At 63.7% G+C, this 19341-nt stretch carries 18 protein-coding genes and 1 tRNA gene; 9 read left to right on the top strand and 10 right to left on the bottom strand.

What is annotated here, in order from left to right:
• Window positions 1-107 precede the first annotated feature (107 nt).
• The 3 genes from H3H36_RS13935 to H3H36_RS13925 all read left to right on the top strand — a co-directional run bounded on the left by H3H36_RS13935 (window position 108) and on the right by H3H36_RS13925 (window position 3063).
• Window positions 108-377, top strand: coding sequence for a type B 50S ribosomal protein L31 (locus tag H3H36_RS13935; protein WP_182166338.1), 270 nt, complete (start codon window positions 108-110; stop codon window positions 375-377).
• 114 nt (window positions 378-491) lie between these two features.
• Entirely contained in the window at window positions 492-2216 is a 1725-nt protein-coding gene (locus tag H3H36_RS13930) for an ArnT family glycosyltransferase (RefSeq protein WP_182218567.1), read from the top strand.
• A 97-nt stretch (window positions 2217-2313) separates the two neighbouring features.
• On the top strand, window positions 2314-3063 hold the full coding sequence (locus tag H3H36_RS13925) for a substrate-binding periplasmic protein (protein WP_182218564.1): 750 nt from the start codon (window positions 2314-2316) through the stop codon (window positions 3061-3063).
• Between the two features lie 45 nt (window positions 3064-3108).
• On the opposite strand, the gene H3H36_RS13920 is transcribed toward H3H36_RS13925, so the two are convergent.
• Window positions 3109-3534, bottom strand: coding sequence for a hypothetical protein (locus H3H36_RS13920; protein ID WP_182218562.1), 426 nt, complete (start codon window positions 3532-3534; stop codon window positions 3109-3111).
• Between the two features lie 200 nt (window positions 3535-3734).
• Between H3H36_RS13920 and H3H36_RS13915 the strand changes: the two genes are divergently transcribed.
• The 6 genes from H3H36_RS13915 to H3H36_RS13890 all read left to right on the top strand — a co-directional run bounded on the left by H3H36_RS13915 (window position 3735) and on the right by H3H36_RS13890 (window position 8829).
• A tRNA-Leu gene (locus tag H3H36_RS13915) sits at window positions 3735-3819 on the top strand.
• A gap of 165 nt (window positions 3820-3984) precedes the next feature.
• On the top strand, window positions 3985-5226 hold the full coding sequence (locus H3H36_RS13910; RefSeq protein WP_182218559.1) for a tyrosine-type recombinase/integrase: 1242 nt from the start codon (window positions 3985-3987) through the stop codon (window positions 5224-5226).
• A gap of 598 nt (window positions 5227-5824) precedes the next feature.
• Window positions 5825-6022: a helix-turn-helix transcriptional regulator gene (locus H3H36_RS13905; protein WP_182218557.1), complete on the top strand. Its 198-nt coding sequence runs from the start codon at window positions 5825-5827 to the stop codon at window positions 6020-6022.
• Window positions 6023-6248: 226 nt separating this feature from the next.
• Window positions 6249-6695, top strand: coding sequence for a CHC2 zinc finger domain-containing protein (locus H3H36_RS13900; RefSeq protein ID WP_311196635.1), 447 nt, complete (start codon window positions 6249-6251; stop codon window positions 6693-6695).
• Window positions 6688-8241: a YfjI family protein gene (locus H3H36_RS13895; RefSeq protein ID WP_182218553.1), complete on the top strand. Its 1554-nt coding sequence runs from the start codon at window positions 6688-6690 to the stop codon at window positions 8239-8241. The genes H3H36_RS13900 and H3H36_RS13895 overlap by 8 nt, the downstream gene beginning before the upstream one ends.
• Window positions 8242-8562: 321 nt before the next feature.
• On the top strand, window positions 8563-8829 hold the full coding sequence (locus H3H36_RS13890; protein ID WP_182218551.1) for a hypothetical protein: 267 nt from the start codon (window positions 8563-8565) through the stop codon (window positions 8827-8829).
• A gap of 17 nt (window positions 8830-8846) precedes the next feature.
• On the opposite strand, the gene H3H36_RS13885 is transcribed toward H3H36_RS13890, so the two are convergent.
• The 9 genes from H3H36_RS13885 to H3H36_RS26695 all read right to left on the bottom strand — a co-directional run bounded on the left by H3H36_RS13885 (window position 8847) and on the right by H3H36_RS26695 (window position 19335).
• Window positions 8847-10769 carry a potassium transporter Kup gene (locus H3H36_RS13885; RefSeq protein ID WP_182218549.1) on the bottom strand — a complete coding sequence of 641 codons (1923 nt, stop codon included), beginning with the start codon at window positions 10767-10769 and terminating at the stop codon, window positions 8847-8849.
• A gap of 26 nt (window positions 10770-10795) precedes the next feature.
• The gene (locus tag H3H36_RS13880) at window positions 10796-10951 is read right to left on the bottom strand and encodes a hypothetical protein (RefSeq protein ID WP_182218547.1); all 156 of its coding nucleotides are present in this window, start codon (window positions 10949-10951) and stop codon (window positions 10796-10798) included.
• Between the two features lie 123 nt (window positions 10952-11074).
• Entirely contained in the window at window positions 11075-11773 is a 699-nt protein-coding gene (kdpE, locus tag H3H36_RS13875; RefSeq protein WP_182218546.1) for a two-component system response regulator KdpE, read from the bottom strand.
• On the bottom strand, window positions 11766-14516 hold the full coding sequence (gene kdpD, locus H3H36_RS13870) for a two-component system sensor histidine kinase KdpD (RefSeq protein WP_182218545.1): 2751 nt from the start codon (window positions 14514-14516) through the stop codon (window positions 11766-11768). The genes kdpE and kdpD overlap by 8 nt, the downstream gene beginning before the upstream one ends.
• Before the next feature lie 33 nt (window positions 14517-14549).
• On the bottom strand, window positions 14550-15134 hold the full coding sequence (kdpC, locus tag H3H36_RS13865; protein WP_182218544.1) for a potassium-transporting ATPase subunit KdpC: 585 nt from the start codon (window positions 15132-15134) through the stop codon (window positions 14550-14552).
• Window positions 15135-15197: 63 nt separating this feature from the next.
• The gene (gene kdpB, locus H3H36_RS13860; protein ID WP_182218830.1) at window positions 15198-17294 is read right to left on the bottom strand and encodes a potassium-transporting ATPase subunit KdpB; all 2097 of its coding nucleotides are present in this window, start codon (window positions 17292-17294) and stop codon (window positions 15198-15200) included.
• A gap of 45 nt (window positions 17295-17339) precedes the next feature.
• Window positions 17340-19157, bottom strand: coding sequence for a potassium-transporting ATPase subunit KdpA (gene kdpA, locus H3H36_RS13855; protein ID WP_182218541.1), 1818 nt, complete (start codon window positions 19155-19157; stop codon window positions 17340-17342).
• Window positions 19157-19246, bottom strand: coding sequence for a K(+)-transporting ATPase subunit F (gene kdpF / locus H3H36_RS13850; protein ID WP_182154005.1), 90 nt, complete (start codon window positions 19244-19246; stop codon window positions 19157-19159). The genes kdpA and kdpF overlap by 1 nt, the downstream gene beginning before the upstream one ends.
• Window positions 19243-19335, bottom strand: a complete 93-nt coding sequence (locus tag H3H36_RS26695) for a potassium ABC transporter ATPase (RefSeq protein WP_220459736.1) — start codon at window positions 19333-19335, stop codon at window positions 19243-19245. The genes kdpF and H3H36_RS26695 overlap by 4 nt, the downstream gene beginning before the upstream one ends.
• Window positions 19336-19341 lie beyond the last annotated feature (6 nt).

The raw sequence follows: 19341 nt of genomic DNA, 5'->3' as shown, positions 1-19341 counted from the left end.
TCTTCGGTTGCATTAATTCAACCACTGGCAAGTGAGCGGCAATCGGGTCAAGAAGCAGGCGGACCGACGAAGTGCTGTTTGGCTACCTACCCATACCGAGGCGATAAATGAAAGCTGATATCCATCCAGATTACCGCGAAGTTGTGTTCCACGACCTGTCGTGCGACTTCAAGTTCGTCACCCGTTCGACCATCCAGACCCGCGAAACGATCACCCACGAAGGTAAAGAATACCCTCTGGTCAAGATCGAGGTGTCGGCTGAATCGCACCCGTTCTACACCGGCAAGCACAAGATCGTCGACACCGCTGGCCGCGTCGAGAAATTCCGTCAGAAGTTCGGTTCCGTCGGTTCCAAAACGTCCGTCGCCGCCGGTTAATTCCGCCGCGACCACAAGAAAGGCAGCTACGGCTGCCTTTTTTTGTTTTCCGCCCCGTCGCCTGCCCGGTTTTCCTGCATACTCCCGTCTACCTTTTATTTCGCACCGTCTCTGATGAAGCCAGTCCGCCTTCCCGCCGCCGCCACCCTCGCGTTGCCACGCTGGGCCCTGTTCGCGCTGGGCTTGCTGTACATCCTGCCCGGCCTGATCGGCCGCGAACCGTGGAAGAACGATGACGCGGCCAGCTTCGGCGTGATGTGGACCATGGCCCACGGCAGCTGGCAAGACTGGCTGTGGCCCAATATCGCCGGCCTGTCCATGCCCGACGAGGGACCGCTGGCGTTCTGGCTGGGCGCCATCGGCATCAAGCTGACGGGCTGGCTGCTCGGTGACGTGCTGGGCGCGCGCGTGGCCACCGTGGCCGTGTTCCTACTGGGCGTCGGTTCGCTGTGGTACGCCACCTTCAGCCTGGGCCGCCGCCAGGACGCCCAGCCGCTGCGGCTGGCCTTCGGCGGCCAGCCCGAGCCCAGGGATTTCGGCCGCACCCTGGCCGACGCGGCCATGCTGATCTACCTGGGCTGCCTGGGATTGTTGCTGCACAGCCACGAAACCACGTCCGAAGCGCTGCAAGTATCGCTGGTGGCGCTGCTGCTGTACCGCGCCGTGCGCTACATGGAAACGCCGTCGCTGCGCAACGCGGCCATGACGGGCCTGGCGCTGGGCTTGCTCACACTGAACCGCGGCTGGATGACGCCGGCCTTCCTCACGCTGGCCCTGTTCCTGTGCACCCGTTTCCTGGAGCTGCCGGCCGGGCGCAGCCTGCGCGACCTGCTGCTGGCCGTGCTCGTGGCCGGCGCCATCAGCGCCGCCTGGGTGCTGCCGGCCCAGTGGCTGCAACCGTACGGCGCCAGTCCCGTGCCGGGCTGGATGGCGTGGAACCTACTCCAGCTGACCCTGCCCACCGTGCACTCGCTGAAATTCTTCTTCCGGGTCGGCCTGTGGTTCTTCTGGCCGGCCTGGCCGTTCGCCGGCTGGGCCGTGTACGCCTGGCGCCGCCAGCGCCACGTGCTGCACATCGTGGTGCCCGTCACCTTCGTCTCCATGGGCGCGCTGCTGGCCCTGTTCCACCCCAATCCCGAGCAAGGCCAGCTGCTGGTGCTGCTGCCGGCCCTGTCCATCATGGCCGCCTTCGGCCTGCTGACCATGAAACGGGGCGCCATCAACGCCATCGACTGGTTCTCCGTGATGGTGCTGACCTTGGGCGCGGCCATCATCTGGATCTTCTGGTGCGCCAAGCTGACGGGCTGGCCGGCCCAGGCCGCCAAGAACGCGCTCAAGCTGGTGCCCGGCTTCAAGCCCGAACTGGGCCTGGCCGCCTTCCTGGTGGCGGCCGCCGCCAGCTGCGGCTGGATCGCCCTGGTGCACTGGCGGATCTCGCGCCAGCCGGCCGTGCTGTGGCGGGCCGTGGTGCTGTCGTCCGGCGGCCTGATCCTGATCTGGATCCTGCTGATGACATTGTTCCTGCCCGACATGAACTACAGCAAGAGCTACGCCAGCGTGGCACACCAGATCGCCGACAAGCTGCCGCCCGGCGTCGATTGCATCGAAACCAATGTGGGCCCGGCCCAGCGCGCCTCGTTCGCCTACTACGCCCATTTACCGTTCACGGGCATGGCCGGCGGCCGCTGCCAGGTGTTGTTGCTGCAAGACAGTATCCGCGTGCGCGACGACAAGGAAATCCTGCCCCAGCACCGGGGCCGGCAATGGCAATTGCTGTGGGAAGGCCGGCGCCCGGCCGACCGCGAGGAACGCTTCCGCCTGTACCGCCGCGCCGATTGACGCGAAGCAACGCGGCCAGCGCGACAAGGCCGGCCCCTTGCTGCTATGCTAGACCTACCAGCCGGGCGCTTCCCGCCCGGCGCACTCGCCATCCACCATGCCTACCCCATTGCTCCGCCCGGCGGCGGGGCTGGCCGTCGCGCTGCTGCTGCACGCCGGCCCGGCCCGTTGCGACGACCTGCTGACGCTGCTCACTGAGAACGCGGCGCCGGCCAGCATGCGCGAACATGGCCAGGTGACGGGACGGGAGACGGACAAGATCCGCGCGCTCATGGCCCGTACCGGCACGCCCTACCGGCTCGACGTGCTGCCGTGGAAGCGGGCCTACCACATGGCGCAGACCCAGCCGGCCACCTGTGTCTACTCCACCTCGCGCACGCCCGAGCGCGAAGCCCTGTTCAAATGGGTGGGGCCAACCGACCAGGCCGACTGGGTGTTCTATGGCCGGCTCGACCACAGCTTCCCCCTGCGCACGCTGGAGGATGCACGGCCGTTGCGCATCGGCACCTACAATGGCGACGCGCGCGACGACTACCTGCGCAGCCGTGGCTTCCAGGTCGAGGCCACCACCAACGACCTGGCCAATCCCGAAAAGCTATTGCTCAAGCGCATAGACTTGTGGGCCGTGGGCATGCGCCCCGGCAGCCCCGGCCCTGACCGGCCAGCCTGGAAAGGCGTCATCGGTCCCCTGCTCGTCTTCCATCAGGTGCAGGTCTACCTGGCCTGCAACCGGACCGTGCCGGACCGGCTGGTGGACAAGCTCAACATGGCGGCGGCCGACCTGCGGCGCGACGGCACCTTCGGCAAGATCGAACGGCGCTACGCCCACTGGCAACCGGCGCCATAACGCTCACCACGCGGCCACGGCGCGCTCCCGGCGGCCGGCCAGCCGTCAGCGCGACGCCAGGTACACCCGTCCCGGCGTGACGCGGGCCTGCTGCGCGAACGGCATGCGCTCCAGGTGGCTGACGGCGATGGTGTCGCCGCCGTCGCGGAACACGAACAGGGTGCCGTCCGCGGACGTGAACACCCCGGCCGCCAAGGGAAAGATTTCCACCTTCGCTTCATTGCGTATCTGCGTGTAATAGCGGTGCCGCCGCTGTTCGAACGTCAGCACCAGTCCCGTTTCCAGCAGATAAGGCTGGGCATAGGCGCCAAATTCCTGGGGCGCCAGATGGTACGGCGTGGTGGCCGCGACATTCTTGCTGATCCTGACCTGGGCGCTGTCGCCAGCCACGGCCGGCGCTTGCTGTTGCGCGATGGCGGGGCTGGCCAGCATGCCGCAGGCCAGCGCGATGCTCATCATTTTCCCGTACATGATTTCGCCTCCGGACTATCCCGCCCGATACTGCCGGGCCCGCCGCGCCCCCGCGCGGCGCATATTTCATGGTAGCAGCCGGTGACGCTTTTCCTAGCCGAAAATGGCGGCCCCGCAAGCCATCAGGGGCCAGGGCCACGAGATAATGGGCCGCCAGGGTTGCCCTGCAGTTGCAAATCAGTGATAATGCGTGTCGCGTTGCCTCGGTGGTGAAATTGGTAGACGCAGCGGACTCAAAATCCGCCGCCGCAAGGCGTGCCGGTTCGATTCCGGCCCGAGGCACCAAGAACATGTTTATAGAAGTCCAAAGCCGTACACTAGCCCGCGTTTCTCTCTCTGAGAGCGCGGGTTTTTTGTTTATTTAGCGCTATTGCCGTCCATTTACATCCAGCGTTTTTGCATCCATACTTTCATCCATGGATGCAAAACCCGCAATCGGATGGATGCAAAATGCCCAAGCTCGCCACCCCACTCACGGATACCGCAGTCAAGAACGCCAAGCCCAAGGATAAGACCTACACCTTGGCCGACGGCGGCAACATGTATCTTGAGGTCACGCCATCCGGCTCGAAGATCTGGCGCATGGCCTACCGACAGCCCAACCGCAAGCAAAACCGGCTCACTCTCGGCGCCTACCCCGAAGTGACCTTGGCGGAGGCAAGGATAAAGCGAGCGGAAGTAAATAAGCTGCGCGCCAACGGCATCGACCCAGCACAAGCCAAGCGCGCTGAGAAGCAGAAAAAGAACGACGAGGCCACCCACACCTTCGAGGCGGTCGCCCGCGACTGGCTAGCCAGAACGGCGCCGGACCGCGCCAGCAGCACACAACGGAAAAACACCAGGTGGTTGGAGGGCAACATTTTCCCAGCCATCGGCTCAATGCCCATTTCCACCATCCAGCCGATCGACGTGCTGGCTGCCTTGCGCATAGTTGAGTCTCGCGGGGCCAAGGCGTCGGCACATAAGATGAAAGAACTCTGTGGACAGGTGTTCCGCTTCGCAGTCGCCTGCGGCCGCGACTGTCGAGATGTGACGGCAGACCTGCGCGGCGCATTATCGGCCGTGCCGAAAGCGCACTACGCTGCGATCACCGAACCGAAACGGGCCGGTGAGCTGATGCGCTCCATCTATGCATATGAAGGCCACGCCTATACGGTCGCGGCCATCAGGCTGCTGGCCCTGACGTTCGTGCGCCCTGGCGAATTGCGTGCTGCCGAGTGGGCCGAATTTGACTTGGACGCCGCCGAATGGCGCATCCCGGGCAACAAGATGAAGATGAAGGCGGACCACCTGGTCCCGCTGTCCAGGCAAGCCGTAGCGCTCTTACGGACGGCGCATTCAATGACAGGACACGGCAGGTACGTGTTCCCCAGCATCCGAACAGGTGAGCGCTGCATGAGCGACAATACCATCAATGCCGCCCTCCGCGTTATGGGATACAGCAAGGACGTGATGACCGCGCATGGCTTCCGCGCAATGGCCAGGACGATCCTGGACGAGATACTTTGCGAGCGGGTTGACCTGATCGAACACCAGCTTGCTCACGCCGTGAAAGACCCCAACGGCCGCGCCTACAACCGCACCGCACACTTGCCAGCCCGCAGAGACATGATGCAGCGCTGGGCTGACTACCTGGACGAAATCAGACTGGATCGTCATGTGGTGGCAGGAAATTTCAATAAGGCGGCATGAGGTCGAAATCGCCAGCGAACGCCAGCTGTGACTTGCGCAACCAGCTTCAGACCGGCTGTCAACGGACATTAATCCCTGTCCTCGCGTGGAATTTGTATCAAAAAAACGACAATAGCTCCGAATAGTTCCACTGCGCGCCCCACAAGCCCTACTTGTGGTCACGAATCAAAGCCTTTAGGTATAGGCTTTCGCAAATTTGCGCGGCGCAACTAATCGTTGTGACCGGAAAAAACACAAAAAAGCAAGAGAAATATTTTCCAAATATCCTTTGGAGAGCAGAAAACAAGCGGCCTAAAATGGCTTTCAGTTAGCGTTTAAACATGAACGGGGACGTTCAAAAACGCCCAACTGAAAAGGCAACGCCCCATGCACTTTGCCGGTGCCGGGGGCGTTATTTGAAACACACCATACGAACGTAAATCCGGCTGATGTTGTCTAGAGGGACAATATCAAGGTTAACTTCTCAGTCCTGTCAGGTCAACAAATTTCGTGCAGCTTTCTGCATTTGTTATCATTTTGCAAATGCAAAGAATCAGGCGCATTGACTGACATCCTGTGGTTGCTGGACTCTGCGTTCGTTCCATTCAAGGAGCGTTCTATGACGCAAGATATGCAATTCCTCCGCCTCGCCGCAGTAATGGCCAAGACCGGCAAATCCCGCAGCTCGATCTACGCGGATATGAAAGCCGGTAACTTCCCAGCCGCGATCAACGTCGGCCCCCGTGCCGTTGCCTGGCTGTCCACGGACATCGCCGCGTGGCAAGCCGCCCGCATCAACGAATCCAAGGCTACCTAATCCGCCTCACCTGATCCGCGTGCCATCCGTCGTCCTCCCGGCCGACGCCCGCAGCACCATCCTGCTCGACAAGTCCGCCCAGGCGGCATGTAGACCAATGGTGATCGCGTAGGCCAAGGCCAAGAGGACGCGCACGCTGGCAAACCAAGCATGAGATACAGCGTCATCCGGCGACGGAGGCAGGCGCACATCTCACGGAACAGCACGCGGTTTTGAATCGACAGCAATTACTCAAAAGGAAAACGAAATGAGCCTTGAGCTGATTCTCGAAAAGCTGGACGGTGTGCAAAAAAAAGGAAGCGGACAGTATGTCGCCCTGTGCCCGGCACACAACGACAAGCACCCAAGCTTGGCCATCGTGGAGAAAGACAGCGGGATCGTGCTCCTGCACTGCTTCGCCGGCTGCGGTGCTTGCGAAATCCTCGCACAGCTTGGTCTGAACTTCACGGATCTTTACCCTCAGAACGCGCACGCCAAAGCGCATGGCTACCGGCCAGTAAAGCGCCCGTTCAACGCACACCTCATCCTGGCCGCACTGGCAGGAGAAGCACTGACCATCGGCCAATTCTCGCGGCTGATGGCGTCTGGCACGCCGCTGTCGGACGAACAGCATGCCCGCCTCGTCCTCGCTAGCCAACGCTTCTTTTCTGGATTGGACCTCATCAATGCGTAACGAACTCATGCTCGGCCTTGCCGCCCTCGATGAACAGATCGAAAGGCAGGGCGAAACCGTAGACAACAAACCTGACATTGAACGGTGGGGCGCGCCGACCGAACTGCCCAACACCCTGCCCGCCGTTCCTCCTTTCAATCCCTCCCTGCTGCCCGAAAAGCTGCGGCCCTGGGTGATGGACATCGCCAACCGCATGCAGTGCCCGGCAGACTTTCCGGCCGTTGGCGCCCTGGTCGCCGCGTCAAGCCTGATCGGTGCCAGGGCCGTAATCCAGCCCAAGGAGCATGACGACTGGCACGTCGTACCGAACATGTGGGGACTCATTTGCGGTCGTCCTGGCACGATGAAAAGCCCGGCGCTGGCCGAAGTGCTCAAGCCGCTGCATCGTTTGGAGGCCGATCAATATGATCGATGGATCGCGGCTCGCAACACGTGGTTGCTCGACAGCAAGCTGACTGTGTTACAAAGTGCCGACAATGAAAAGAAGGCGAAAGGCCTCGTGGGCAAAGACCCCGCTGCGGCACGCGCCCTGCTCCAGGCCGTGGAAGTACCGCCCGAGCCGACGTTGCGCAGGCATATCGTCAACGACGCCACGTTCGAGAAATTGGGGGAGCTGATGTTAGCCAACCCATGGGGGGTGCTGTCCTACCGTGATGAACTACACGGTCTGTTGACCATGATGGACAAGCCGGGGCAGGAAGGCGCGAGGGCGTTCTACCTTCAAGGTTACGACGGTGACAAAGACTACACTTTCGACCGCATTGGCCGTGGCACGGTGCGGATCAAGCGTGTCTGCCTGGCTATGCTCGGCGGCATGCAGCCCGGCCGCGTGCAAGACTACGTCCGTGGCGCGGTATCAGGGGGACGGTCAGATGACGGCCTCCTGCAGCGGTTCGGCCTTGCCGTTTGGCCCGATCCCAAGGGGCAGTTTCACAATGTAGACCAGTTGCCCGACGTCGCAGCCCGGGAGGACGCATGGCGCATCTACGAACGCCTCGCGGACCTGGACCATGACCCTAATGATGAGCAGGAGATTTGGCGATTCAGCCCTGAAGCTCAACTCATCTTCAACGACTGGCGCGTCGACCTTGAACAGGAGTTACTGCGCGGCGAATTGCACCCGGCCCTGGAATCACACTTGGCCAAGTACCGGAAGCTGATCCCAGCCCTCGCGTTGATTTTCGCCAAGATCGATACGCCAGGCAGCGGCCTGGTGATCGGACAAGCTGAACTGCTGCGAGCGATCGCATGGGGCGTCCACCTCCGTGGCCACGCGACCCGCCTTTATGCGGCAGCGGCTACCCCAGAAACGGCAGGAGCAGCCCTGTTATTAAAGAAGATCCTAGCAGGTCAGCTGGGTACCACGTTCACGCCGCGCCAAGTGGCGCAGAAATGCTGGACGGGTATGGCGACACCCGATGCCGTGAGCAAGGCACTGGAGGTATTGGTCGAGTACGAGTGGCTGCAGCGCGAGGTCCGCCGAACCGGGGGGCGGCCCAGCGAATGCTATCTGGTCAACCCAGCGGCGCTCGTGCAAGCGGCCTAAGATAGGTATTGAAGCAGGTAGGGCATCCGACTGATTTTGAAAAGGATGATGCCCTGCCACCTGCAAAACCTACAAAAGCCCCTTTCGTAGGTTTTGCAGGTTCGGTGCCGGCCGAAATTAAAATTGCGCGCATCAACGCCATTGACCGTCTTGCCAATACTGGCCAGCGGGAACACGTCCCACTCTGGCCCGCCGGACAACTTGAAGATTTACGCTTCCTTTATACTTGGCCATCCAAGTTTTACAATATTTTTAGATTGATGCGGCTATGCTGGCGGCACCGTTTTCTTCCGCATGACCAGGCCGACCTGGCACCGCATCATGACCCTCCATCAATTCCTGCGTTTCTCGCTTGCCATGGTCATCGCCTATGGCACCGTGCTGCTGGTCCCGCTACTGGTCGACTACACGTTCGACACCCGCACCGAATACCTGGCCATCATCTGGCTCAACGTCGGCCTGGCCGTCATGCGCCTCAAGCAGATCCCGTTTCCCTTGCCGGACATGGGTCACATCGACGTTGGCGGCGGCCTGAGAGTGCTGTGGTGGGCGCTGTTCTGGCCCAGCTATTTGCTGCCCCGCAAATAGCGCTCCACGCTATTTCCCTAGTTATCGGACAGCACGAGGTCTAGCCGGCCACCCAGTTCCACCACACGGTTCGGCGGCATACGGAAGTGGGCCGTGGCATCCAACTCATTCTTGTGCAGCCAGATAAATATCCGCAACAGCAGCCGCAGCACGCAGTTGCCATGGGCAGGCAGCGCCAGCGACTCCCGCCCCAGATAGAACGACGTGCTCATGGGATCGTACAAAAGCTGCCCCGATGCCGGCGATGCATGCTCCAGCAACGCCGGCACGTTGGCCTCTTCCATGTATCCATAGCGGGCGACGATCCTGACGAAGCCGGCCGCCATGCAGTCCACCGTCAAGCGCTCGCCCTCGGCCACGCGGGGCGCATCCGTCGTGAGCAGCGTCAGCAACACGACGCGCTCGTGCAACACCTGGTTGTGCTTGAGATGGTGCAGCAACGCGACGGGTGCGGCAGTTCCCGGCGGCATCATGAATACGGCCGTGCCGGCAACGCGGTGCGGGGGCGACAGCGCCAGGCTGTCGATCAGGATGTCGACAGGATAGCCGGAATCGGCGCGAGAAGCGCGCAACACACGCAGCCCGGTGAACCAGGCCACCGTGAGCAGGAAGACCAGCAGACCGATGACGAAGGGCAGCCAGCCGCCATCGACAAATTTCATCGCATTGGCCGCCAGGAAGCCAAGGTCGATGAACAGGAATATGCCCGCTACCAGCGCGATGCGCCAGCGTGGCCAGCGCCAGCGCACGGCGGCCAGCGCGCCAAACAGGATCGTCGTGATCGCCATCGTGGTGGAGACGGCCAGGCCGAATGCGGCGGCCAAATTGGCCGAGGAACGGAAGGCCAGCACCAGCGCGATAGTCCCCACCATCAAGATCCAGTTCAGCGCCGGCAGGTAGATCTGGCCGGCCGTACTGTCGGACGTGTGGCGGGTGGTCACGCGGGGACTCAGCCCCAGCTGGGACGCCTGACGGGTCAACGAGAACACGGCCGTAATCAGCGCTTGCGCGGCCACCACTGTGGCGAGCGTGGCCAACGCCACCATGGGATACAAGGCCCAGCCCGGCACGGTCGCATAAAACGGATGGCTGGCGGCACCAGGGTCGCGCAGCAGCAGCGCCCCCTGCCCCAGATAGCTGGCCATCAAGGCTGGCAGGGCCAGTCCATACCACGCCACACGGATGGGACGGGCGCCGAAATGGCCCATGTCGGCATACAGCGCCTCCCCGCCCGTCAGGCACAGCACAACGGCGCCAAGCGCCAGGAAGCCATGCCAGCCGTTCTGCACGAAGAAGCGCAAGCCGTTGCCGGGATTGAGCGCCCGCAGAATGGCGGGCGTCTGCGCCAGCGATGCCAGGCCCAGCACAAAAATCACGATGAACCAGAGCGCCAGGATGGGGCCGAAGGCGATTCCTACCCGACCGGAGCCGAGCGGCTGAATCGCAAACAGGCCAACCAGGATGACGACCGTCAATGGCACGATGTAGGGCTGGAAGGCAGGGGTCGCCTGTTCCAGCCCCTCGACGGCGCTCAGCACCGAGATGGCCGGGGTGATCAACCCATCCCCGTACAGCATGGCGGCGCCTATCATGGCCAGGTAAATCCAGCGCCGTGCCCGCCTGCTGGCCTCGCGGTCGGTGCGGTCGCCGATCAGCAGGGCCAGCAAGGCGAGCAGACCGCCTTCGCCACGATTGTCGGCCCGCATCAGCACCAGCACGTATTTGATGCTGACCATCAGGATCAGCGACCACAGGAACAAGGATACGACGCCGATCACATTGTCCGGTGTCGCGCCCACCCCGGCGCCGCCGTGAAACGCTTCCTGCAGGGCATACAGCGGGCTGGTTCCGAGGTCGCCGAACACGATGCCCAGCGCGGCCAGAGCCAGTCCGGCGAGCCGGTGACTGGGTGGATGGGTCGCCGGCAACGGGGCGTTCAACTGCGCGGACGCCGGACAGGCGGCGCTCACAGCGCCCTCAGCCAGAACAGCAGCAGCTGGAATATCACGCTGATCAGTCCGGTCGCGGCGAGCAGATAGAGTGCCCGCAGATTCTTGCGATGGATATGCCGTCCATGGTGCGCCGCGACCGGGCGGCTCCAATCGACTCGATGTTCGCTCATATACCTATGACCTCGTGGTTTCGGTATATAAAAGCTTAGCGCGCACGCCCTAAAGATGCTGTAAAAAAATGTCGCCGCTGTGTAAACATTGCGTAAACATCGCCAGCATGGCGGCCGGCGCCGTCAACCAGGCAGCTGCAAGCGGTAGCCAACGGCCGTTTCCGTCAGCAGGTAACGTGGCTGGGCCGGATCGTCCTCCAGCTTGTGGCGCAGATGGCCCATGTAAATGCGCAGGTAGTGGCCGCTCTCGACTTGCGACGGCCCCCAGATCGCCCGCAGCAATTGCGGGTTGCTCATGACCCGGCCGGCATTGCTGACCAGCAGGGCCAGCAAGCGGTATTCAGTCGGCGTCAGGTGCACACGCTTCCCCCCCTTGCTGACCCAGCGTCCCTTCAAGTCCACCTCGACGTCGCCGAAGCGGACGGTGCCGCCAAGCCCTGCCTCCGGTTGGCGCTGGCGGCGCAGCGTGGCGCGCACCCGCGCCAGAAACTCCCCCATGCCGAACGGTTTGGTCAGGTAGTCGTCGGCACCCGCATCAAGCGCACGTATCTTTTCCGTCTCGCTGACCCGCGCCGACAAGACAACGATAGGCACGGCTGACCACTTGCGGATATCCGTAATGAAATCGATGCCGTCGCCGTCCGGCAAACCCAGGTCAAGTACGATCAGGTCCGGGGTGCGGGTGCCGGCGTCGATCAGCCCCCGTTGCAGCAGGCCCGACTCAAACACCTGCCAGCCCTCTTCTTCAAGCGCGGTGCGCAGGAAACGCCGGATTTGTGGTTCGTCCTCCACCAGCAAGGCGGTGGGCATGGGTTCATTCATCGCTTGGTCCTGTGTGGTCGGCGTCCAGATCGGGCATGGGGGGCGGACTGCCCACCGGCAGCGTGAACACGAAGGCCGCGCCGCCGGCGGGCGAAGGCGCCGCCACGATCGTGCCGCCATGCGCCTCGACGATCGCACGGCAAATCGCCAGGCCCAGGCCAACGCCGGGCTTGGCGGACTCCCGTTCGCCACGGGTAAATTTTTCAAAGATCGCGTCTTCGCGGCCCGCCGGTAAACCGGGGCCGTCATCATAGACCGTCACGTCCACGAACATGCCACGCAAGGCTGCGCTGACGGTGATGTGCGAACCGGGCGGCGTGTACTTGGCGGCGTTCTCCAGCAGGTTGCACAGCACCCGTTCAATCAGCACCGCGTCGAAGCGCAGCAGCGGCAGGTCCGGCGCCAGCTCGGTGCGCACCACGTGGTCCTTGAGCTGCAAGCGGTCAGCCCGCAGCGCGCTGCCCACCACCTCCTCCAACGCCTGCCATTGCAGGTTGAACTTGATTTCACCGCTCTGGATGCGCGCCATGTCGAGCAGGTTCGATACCAGGGCGCTCATGCGCAGCGCCTCGAAATGCAGCGCGCCGGCCAGCTCCCGCTGCTGCTCCGATAGCGGCGGACGCGAACCGGCCAGCGATTCGGACAAGCCCACCAGCGAGGTCAGCGGCGTACGCAGGTCATGCGACAGGGCGGCCAGCAAGGAGTTGCGCAGCCGTTCAGACTCCATGTCCACCAAGGCGTTTTGCGCCACCTCGATGTAGTGCACCCGCTCCAGCGCAATGGCGGCCAGCGCGGCGAAGGTATCGAGCTGCTGGCGTTGTTCCGGGATCATGATCCAGCGCCGGTGTTCAGGCTGGATCGCCAGCACGCCCCGCGTGCGCATGGGCGCCACCAGTGGCAGGTAGAAGATGCGGCTGGCCGGCAGCGTGTCCGTTCCCAGGCCGGCACACTCGGCGTGGTCAAAGGCCCACTGGGCTATACCGCTGTCGAACACGGCCAGATGGGCCATGGCGGCGGCATCGGACGGGTCCTGCGGCGGCAACTGCAAGCGCCCGTCGTCATCAGGCACCAGCAGCGTGGCGCGGGCACGAAAAGCGTTCTGGATGAAGCTGCGCGTCGTCTCGAAGATCTGTTCGACCTGCAGCGCGCCGGACAGTTCGCGGGCAAATTCATACAAGGCGCGTGACCGGGCCTCGCGGTGCGAAGCCACCCTGACCTGGAAGCGCAAGCCGGAGGTCAGGCGGCCCGTGATCAGGCCGACCGCCAGCATGACCGCGAACGTGATCAGGTACTGGAAATCCGACACGGCGAACGTGAAGCGCGGCGGCACAAAGAAGAAGTCGAAGCAGGCCACGGAAACACAGGTGGCCAATACCGACGGCCCACGGCCATGGCGCACGGCCACCAGCATGACCACCAGCAGGAACAGCATGGCGATATTGGCCAGGTCCAGGTAGGTCAGCAACGGCGTGGCCAGAAGCGCCGTCGCCAGCGCGGAGCCAGCGGCCCACAGGTAGCCCGCGACGCGCCGCTTGGCGTCGCCCTCCTCCAGCTCGGCGTCGGCTTCCGGCCGCAGCCGTGACGGCGCGACGACAGGCTCATGTGGCGACTCGCCGATTTCGATCAGGTCGATGTCGGGCGCGCAGGCGGCCATGCGCCGGATCAGGGGCTGGCGCCACGGCCGGCCGGCGCCGCCGCGTGCCATCACGATCTTGGACAGATTGTGACTGCGCGCATAATCCACCACCGCAGGCGCGATGTCGCCGCTCGACAGGACGGCCGTCGTGGCCCCCAGCGTCTCGGCCAGCTTGAGCGAATTCAGGATGCGCTCGCGCTGCTGGGCGGACAGGCGCTGCAACGCCGGCGTCTCCACGTAGATGGCGTGCCAATCCGTGCCCAGCTGGCTGGCCAGGCGCGCCGTGCTGCGCACCGTGTGATCGGCGTCCGGGGTCGGCCCCACGCACGCCAGCAGCGACGCGCCGGTCTTCCAGATGTCGTCGATCGATTTCTCGACCCGGTAGGCCCGCACGTCGTCCTCGATCCGGTCGGCCGTACGGCGCAAGGCCAACTCGCGCAGCGCGATCAGATTCCCCTTGCGGAAGAAATTCTTGGATGCGCGCTCGGCCTGCTGTTCCTGGTACACCTTGCCGCCCTTGAGGCGGGACAGCAGTTCGTCGGCGGGAATGTCGACCAGCACCACCTCGTCGGCCTCGTCGAACACCGTGTCGGGCACCGTCTCGGCCACCCGGATGCCCGTGATGCCACCCACCACGTCGTTCAGGCTTTCCAGATGCTGGACGTTGACGGTGGTGAGCACGTCGATGCCCGCGTCGAGCAGCTCATCAACGTCCTGCCAGCGCTTGGGATGGCGCGAGCCGGGCGCGTTCGAGTGCGCCAGCTCGTCCATCAGGATCAGCGGTGGATGGCGCTCCAGCGCAGCGTCGATATCGAATTCGGCGATCTGCTTGCCACGATACTCGATTTTCTTCAGGGGCAGCACGTCCAGCCCTTCGAGCATGGCCGCCGTCTCGCTTCGCCCGTGGGTTTCGATCACGCCCACCAGCACCTGCTGGCCGTCGGCCTGCAGCTTGCGGGCGGCGCCCAGCATGGCGTAGGTCTTGCCCACGCCGGCCGAAGCGCCGAAATAAATGCGTAGCCTGCCCCGCGCCGCCTTGCGCTCCTGCGCCTGCACTTGCGCCAGCAAGGCGTCCGGGTCGGGTCGTTCGCTATCGTTGGGGAACATGGATACTTGTGGAAATGGCCGGCAGCGGCCAGTTTAACGCTTCTGGCCCGGTTCCGCGTCCAGCGCCAGGTTCAGCGCCAACACGTTCACCCGCGCCTCGCCAAAGAATCCCAGGTACTGGTTCTGGCGCTGCGCCTCGATCAAGGCTTGCACCCGTGCCGTATCGAGCTGGCGCGCTGCGGCGATGCGGTGGACCTGGTAGTTGGCGGCGGCCAGGCTGATTTCCGGGTCCAGGCCACTGCCCGAGGCCGTCACCAGGTCGACCGGGATGGGCAGCTTGTTGCCGGGATCGGCCGCCTGCAATGCGGCAACGCGGCCCTTGACGGCGTCGGTCTGGGCCGGGTTGTTCGGCCCCAAATTGGAACCGCTGGAGCCGGCGCCGTTGTTGGGCATGGGGGAGGTGGCCGACGGCCGGCTCCAGAAATACTTGGGCGAGGAGAATGCCTGGCCGATCAGGCTGGAGCCGACCGGCTTGCCGCCGGCTTCAACGATGCTGCCGGCCGCTTGCGCCGGGAAGGCGGCGGCGCCGATGCCGGTCACGGCCAGCGGATAGAGCACGCCGCAGATGGCGGTCAGCGCGCCGAACAGGACGACGGCGGGACGAATGATGGAAGACATGGTAACTCCTGATTAGGGTAGCCGCGCCGCCCGCTCCGGGCAAGGAACAGGCGGCGCCGGCGGTTAGACGAGATGCAAGGTGGCCAGGATCATATCGATCAGCTTGATGCCGACGAAGGGCAGGATGACGCCGCCCACGCCGTAGATCCAGATGTTCCGGCGCAGCAGCGCGGCAGCGCCGATGGCGCGGTACTGCACGCCCTTGAGCGCCAGCGGGATCAGGAACACGATGATCAGCGCGTTGAAGATCACGGCCGACATGATGGCCGAGTTGGGGCTGGCCAAGTGCATCACGTCGAGCGCCTTCAAGGCCGGATAAGTGCCCACGAACGCGGCCGGGATGATGGCGAAATACTTGGCGATGTCGTTGGCGATTGAGAAGGTGGTGAGCGAGCCGCGTGTCATCAGCATCTGCTTGCCGATTTCCACAATCTCCAGCAGCTTGGTGGGGTTGGAATCGAGGTCCACCATGTTGCCGGCTTCCTTGGCGGCCTGGGTGCCCGAGTTCATGGCCACGGCCACGTCGGCCTGGGCCAGCGCGGGAGCATCGTTGGTGCCGTCGCCCGTCATGGCCACCAAGCGGCCTTCGGCCTGGTAGCTGCGGATCAGCTTCAGTTTGTCCTCGGGCGTGGCCTCGGCCAGGAAGTCGTCCACTCCGGCTTCAGCAGCGATGGCGGCAGCCGTCAGCTTGTTGTCACCCGTGATCATCACGGTCTTGATGCCCATGCGGCGCAGTTCCGCGAAGCGCTCCTTGATGCCGCCCTTGACGATGTCCTTCAGCTCGATCACGCCCATCACGCGGCCGCCATCCACCACCACCAGCGGCGTGCTGCCACGGCGCGACACGTCGTCCACGGTGCGCGTCACTTCAACCGGATACGGCATGCCCAGCGCCTCCACATGCTTCTTGACCGTGTCGGCCGCACCTTTGCGTACCTGACGGTCACCCACGTCCACCCCACTCATGCGGGTGTTGGCGGAGAACGGCACGAAGACGGCGTGCAGCGCGCCCATTTCGCGCTCGCGGATATTGAAGCGCTGCTTGGCCAGCACCACGATGCTGCGCCCTTCCGGCGTCTCATCGGCCAGCGAGGCCAGTTGCGCCACGTCGGCCAGCTGCTGCTCCGTCACACCCGGGGCGGGGAAGAAGGCCGATGCCTGGCGGTTGCCTAGCGTGATGGTGCCCGTCTTATCGAGCAGCAGCACGTCCACATCGCCGGCCGCCTCCACGGCGCGGCCCGAGGTGGCGATCACGTTGGCCTGCATCATGCGGCTCATACCGGCAACGCCGATGGCCGACAGCAGGCCGCCGATGGTGGTGGGGATCAGGCACACCAGCAGCGCGATCAGCACCGTGATGGAAATCGGGCTGCTGGCGATGCCGGCGGCCTTGGCCGCGTCCACCGAGAACAGCGAGAACGGCAGCAGCGTTACCGTCACCACCAGGAATACGATGGTCAGCGCCACCAGCAGGATGGTCAGGGCGATTTCATTGGGGGTCTTCTGGCGCTTGGCGCCCTCCACCATCGAAATCATGCGGTCGAGGAAGGTTTCACCGGGGTTGGCCGTCACTTTCACAACCAGCCAGTCCGACAGCACGCGAGTGCCGCCCGTGACGGACGAAAAGTCACCGCCCGACTCGCGGATCACGGGCGCCGATTCGCCCGTGATGGCGCTCTCGTCGACCGATGCCACGCCTTCGATCACTTCACCGTCGATGGGAATCACGTCGCCAGCTTCGACCAGGATGTAGTTACCCTTGCGCAGATCGGTGGCGGCCTGCGGCAGCCAGGTGGTGCCGTGCTTGGGGCTGGCTAGCTTCTTGGCCGTGACGGTCTGCTTCAGGCTGCGCAGCGAGGCCGCCTGGGCCTTGCTGCGGCCTTCGGCCAACGCTTCGGCGAAGTTGGCGAACAGCACCGTGAACCACAGCCAGATCGAGGTGGCCAGGATGAAGCCGGATGGCGCCTCGCCCTGGCCCACCAGCGACTGCACGTACAGCAGCGTGGTGATGATGCTGCCCACGTAGACGACGAACATCACGGGGCTGCGCAGCTGGGTGCGCGGGCTGAGTTTCTTGAACGAGTCGATGATCGCCGGAACCACCAGTTCGGAATCGAACAGCTTGAGCTTTTTGGCTGGCGGGTTGGTAAAGATCGTCATCTCTTTCTGAGACGTTTGAGCTTGTGACATCTTGTACTCCTGAGATTAACGAGCGAACAGCTGCAAGTGTTCGACCACGGGGCCGAGCGCCAGCGCCGGGACGTAATTGAGCACGCCAACCAGGGCCACCACGCCGACCAGCAAGCCGACGAAGATGGGGCCGTGGGTGGGCATGGTGCCGGCATTGGCCTCCAGGCGCTTCTTACCAGCCAGCGACCCTGCCACGGCCAGAATCGGCACAATCATGGCGAAGCGACCGAACCACATGGCAATGGCCAGCATGGTGTTGTAGAACGGCGTGTTGGCGGACAGGCCGGCGAAGGCGCTGCCGTTGTTGTTGGCCGCCGAACTGAAGGCGTACAGGATTTCGGAGAAGCCGTGTGCACCAGGGTTGGCAATGCCTGCCTTGCCCGCGTCCGTCAACACGGCAATGGCGGTGCCGGCCAGCACCAGCGTGGGCGTGACGAGGATGGCGATCGAGGTCATCTTCATTTCGTACGACTGGATTTTCTTGCCCAGGTATTCCGGCGTACGGCCTATCATCAGGCCGGCGATGAACACGGCCAGGATGGCGAAGATCAGCATGCCGTACAGGCCCGAGCCAACACCGCCGAAGATCACCTCACCGAACTGGATCAGCAGCATGGGGATCATGCCGCCCAGCGGCATGAAGGAGTCATGCATGGAATTGACGGCGCCGCAGGAAGCAGCCGTGGTAACGGCGGCGAACAGGGTCGATGCGCTGATGCCGAAGCGGGTTTCCTTGCCTTCCATGTTGCCACCGGCCTGCAGGGCGCTCATACCCTGGTCCACACCCATGGCCTGCAGGGCGGGGTGGGCCTGCTGTTCAGCGCCCATCACGGCGACGGTGCAAACGACGAACAGCAGCGTCATCGCGGCCAGCACGGCCCAACCCTGGCGCAGGTCGCCCACCATGCGGCCGAAGGCGAAGCACAGGCCGGCCGGGATCAGGAAGATAGCGATCATCTGGAAGAAGTTCGCCAGCGGCGTCGGGTTTTCATAAGGGTGCGCGGAATTGGCGTTGAAGAAGCCGCCGCCGTTGGTTCCCAGCATCTTGATCGCTTCCTGCGAGGCGACCGGCCCCATGGCGATGGTCTGGGTGGTGGTGGTCAACGTTTCCGTCACAGGTTCGCCCTTGGCGTCCTTCAGCGGCTGGCCGTCTGCGCCCACTTTTGGTTGGGTGTAGGTGACGGGATCGAGCAGGGTCACTTCCTTGTAGGCCGAGAAGTTCTGGATCGCGCCCTGCCCCACCAGAAACACGGCGAACACCAGCGACAGCGGCAGCAACACGTACAGCGTGGAGCGAGTGATATCGACCCAGAAGTTGCCGATCGATTTGGCCGAGCGCGACGAGAAGCCACGGATCAGGGCATAGGCCACGGCGATGCCGGTAGCGGCCGAGAAGAAGTTCTGACCCGCCAGCACCAGCATCTGGGTCAGGTAGCTCATGGCCTGTTCGCCGCTGTAGCCCTGCCAGTTGGTGTTGGAGACGAAGCTGACGGCCGTGTTGAAGGCCGAATCCGGGCTGACGTTGGCCATGGCCTGTGGATTCAGCGGCAGCCATTGCTGCACGCGCTGCAGGCCGTACACGGCCAGCGCGCCCAGGGCGTTGAACGCCAGCAGAGCGACGGCGTAAGCCTTCCAGTTCTGGCCTTCAACCTTGCCGTCCTTGCCGGCGATGCCGGCGGCGCGGTACAGCAGCTGTTCCAGCTTGCCCAGCCAGCCCAGCCCGGGCACGGCAGAACCGTCGCCCACGCGGGCCAGCACGATACCCAGCGGGTAGGCCAGCGCCAGCAGCACGGCCAGGAAGACCGCCAGCAGCATGAATGATTGCATGGTCATCACAGTTCCTCCGCTTTCAGCAAGGCCACCACCAGATACACCAGCAGGCCAGCCGAGGCCAGCGCCCCGATCACATAAAAGGTGTTCATTGCGTGCCTCCCAGTTTGTCGCAACCGGCGGCAAAGGCCACCGTCACGGCCAGGAAGGCCACGATCGCACCGATAAATACTATGTCCATCGTCAT

Source organism: Rugamonas fusca (assembly GCF_014042365.1).
Taxonomy (GTDB): Bacteria; Pseudomonadota; Gammaproteobacteria; order Burkholderiales; family Burkholderiaceae_D; genus Rugamonas; species Rugamonas fusca.
The sequence above is the reverse complement of the archived record's forward strand: the minus strand, read 5'-3'. Positions and strand labels throughout refer to the sequence as shown.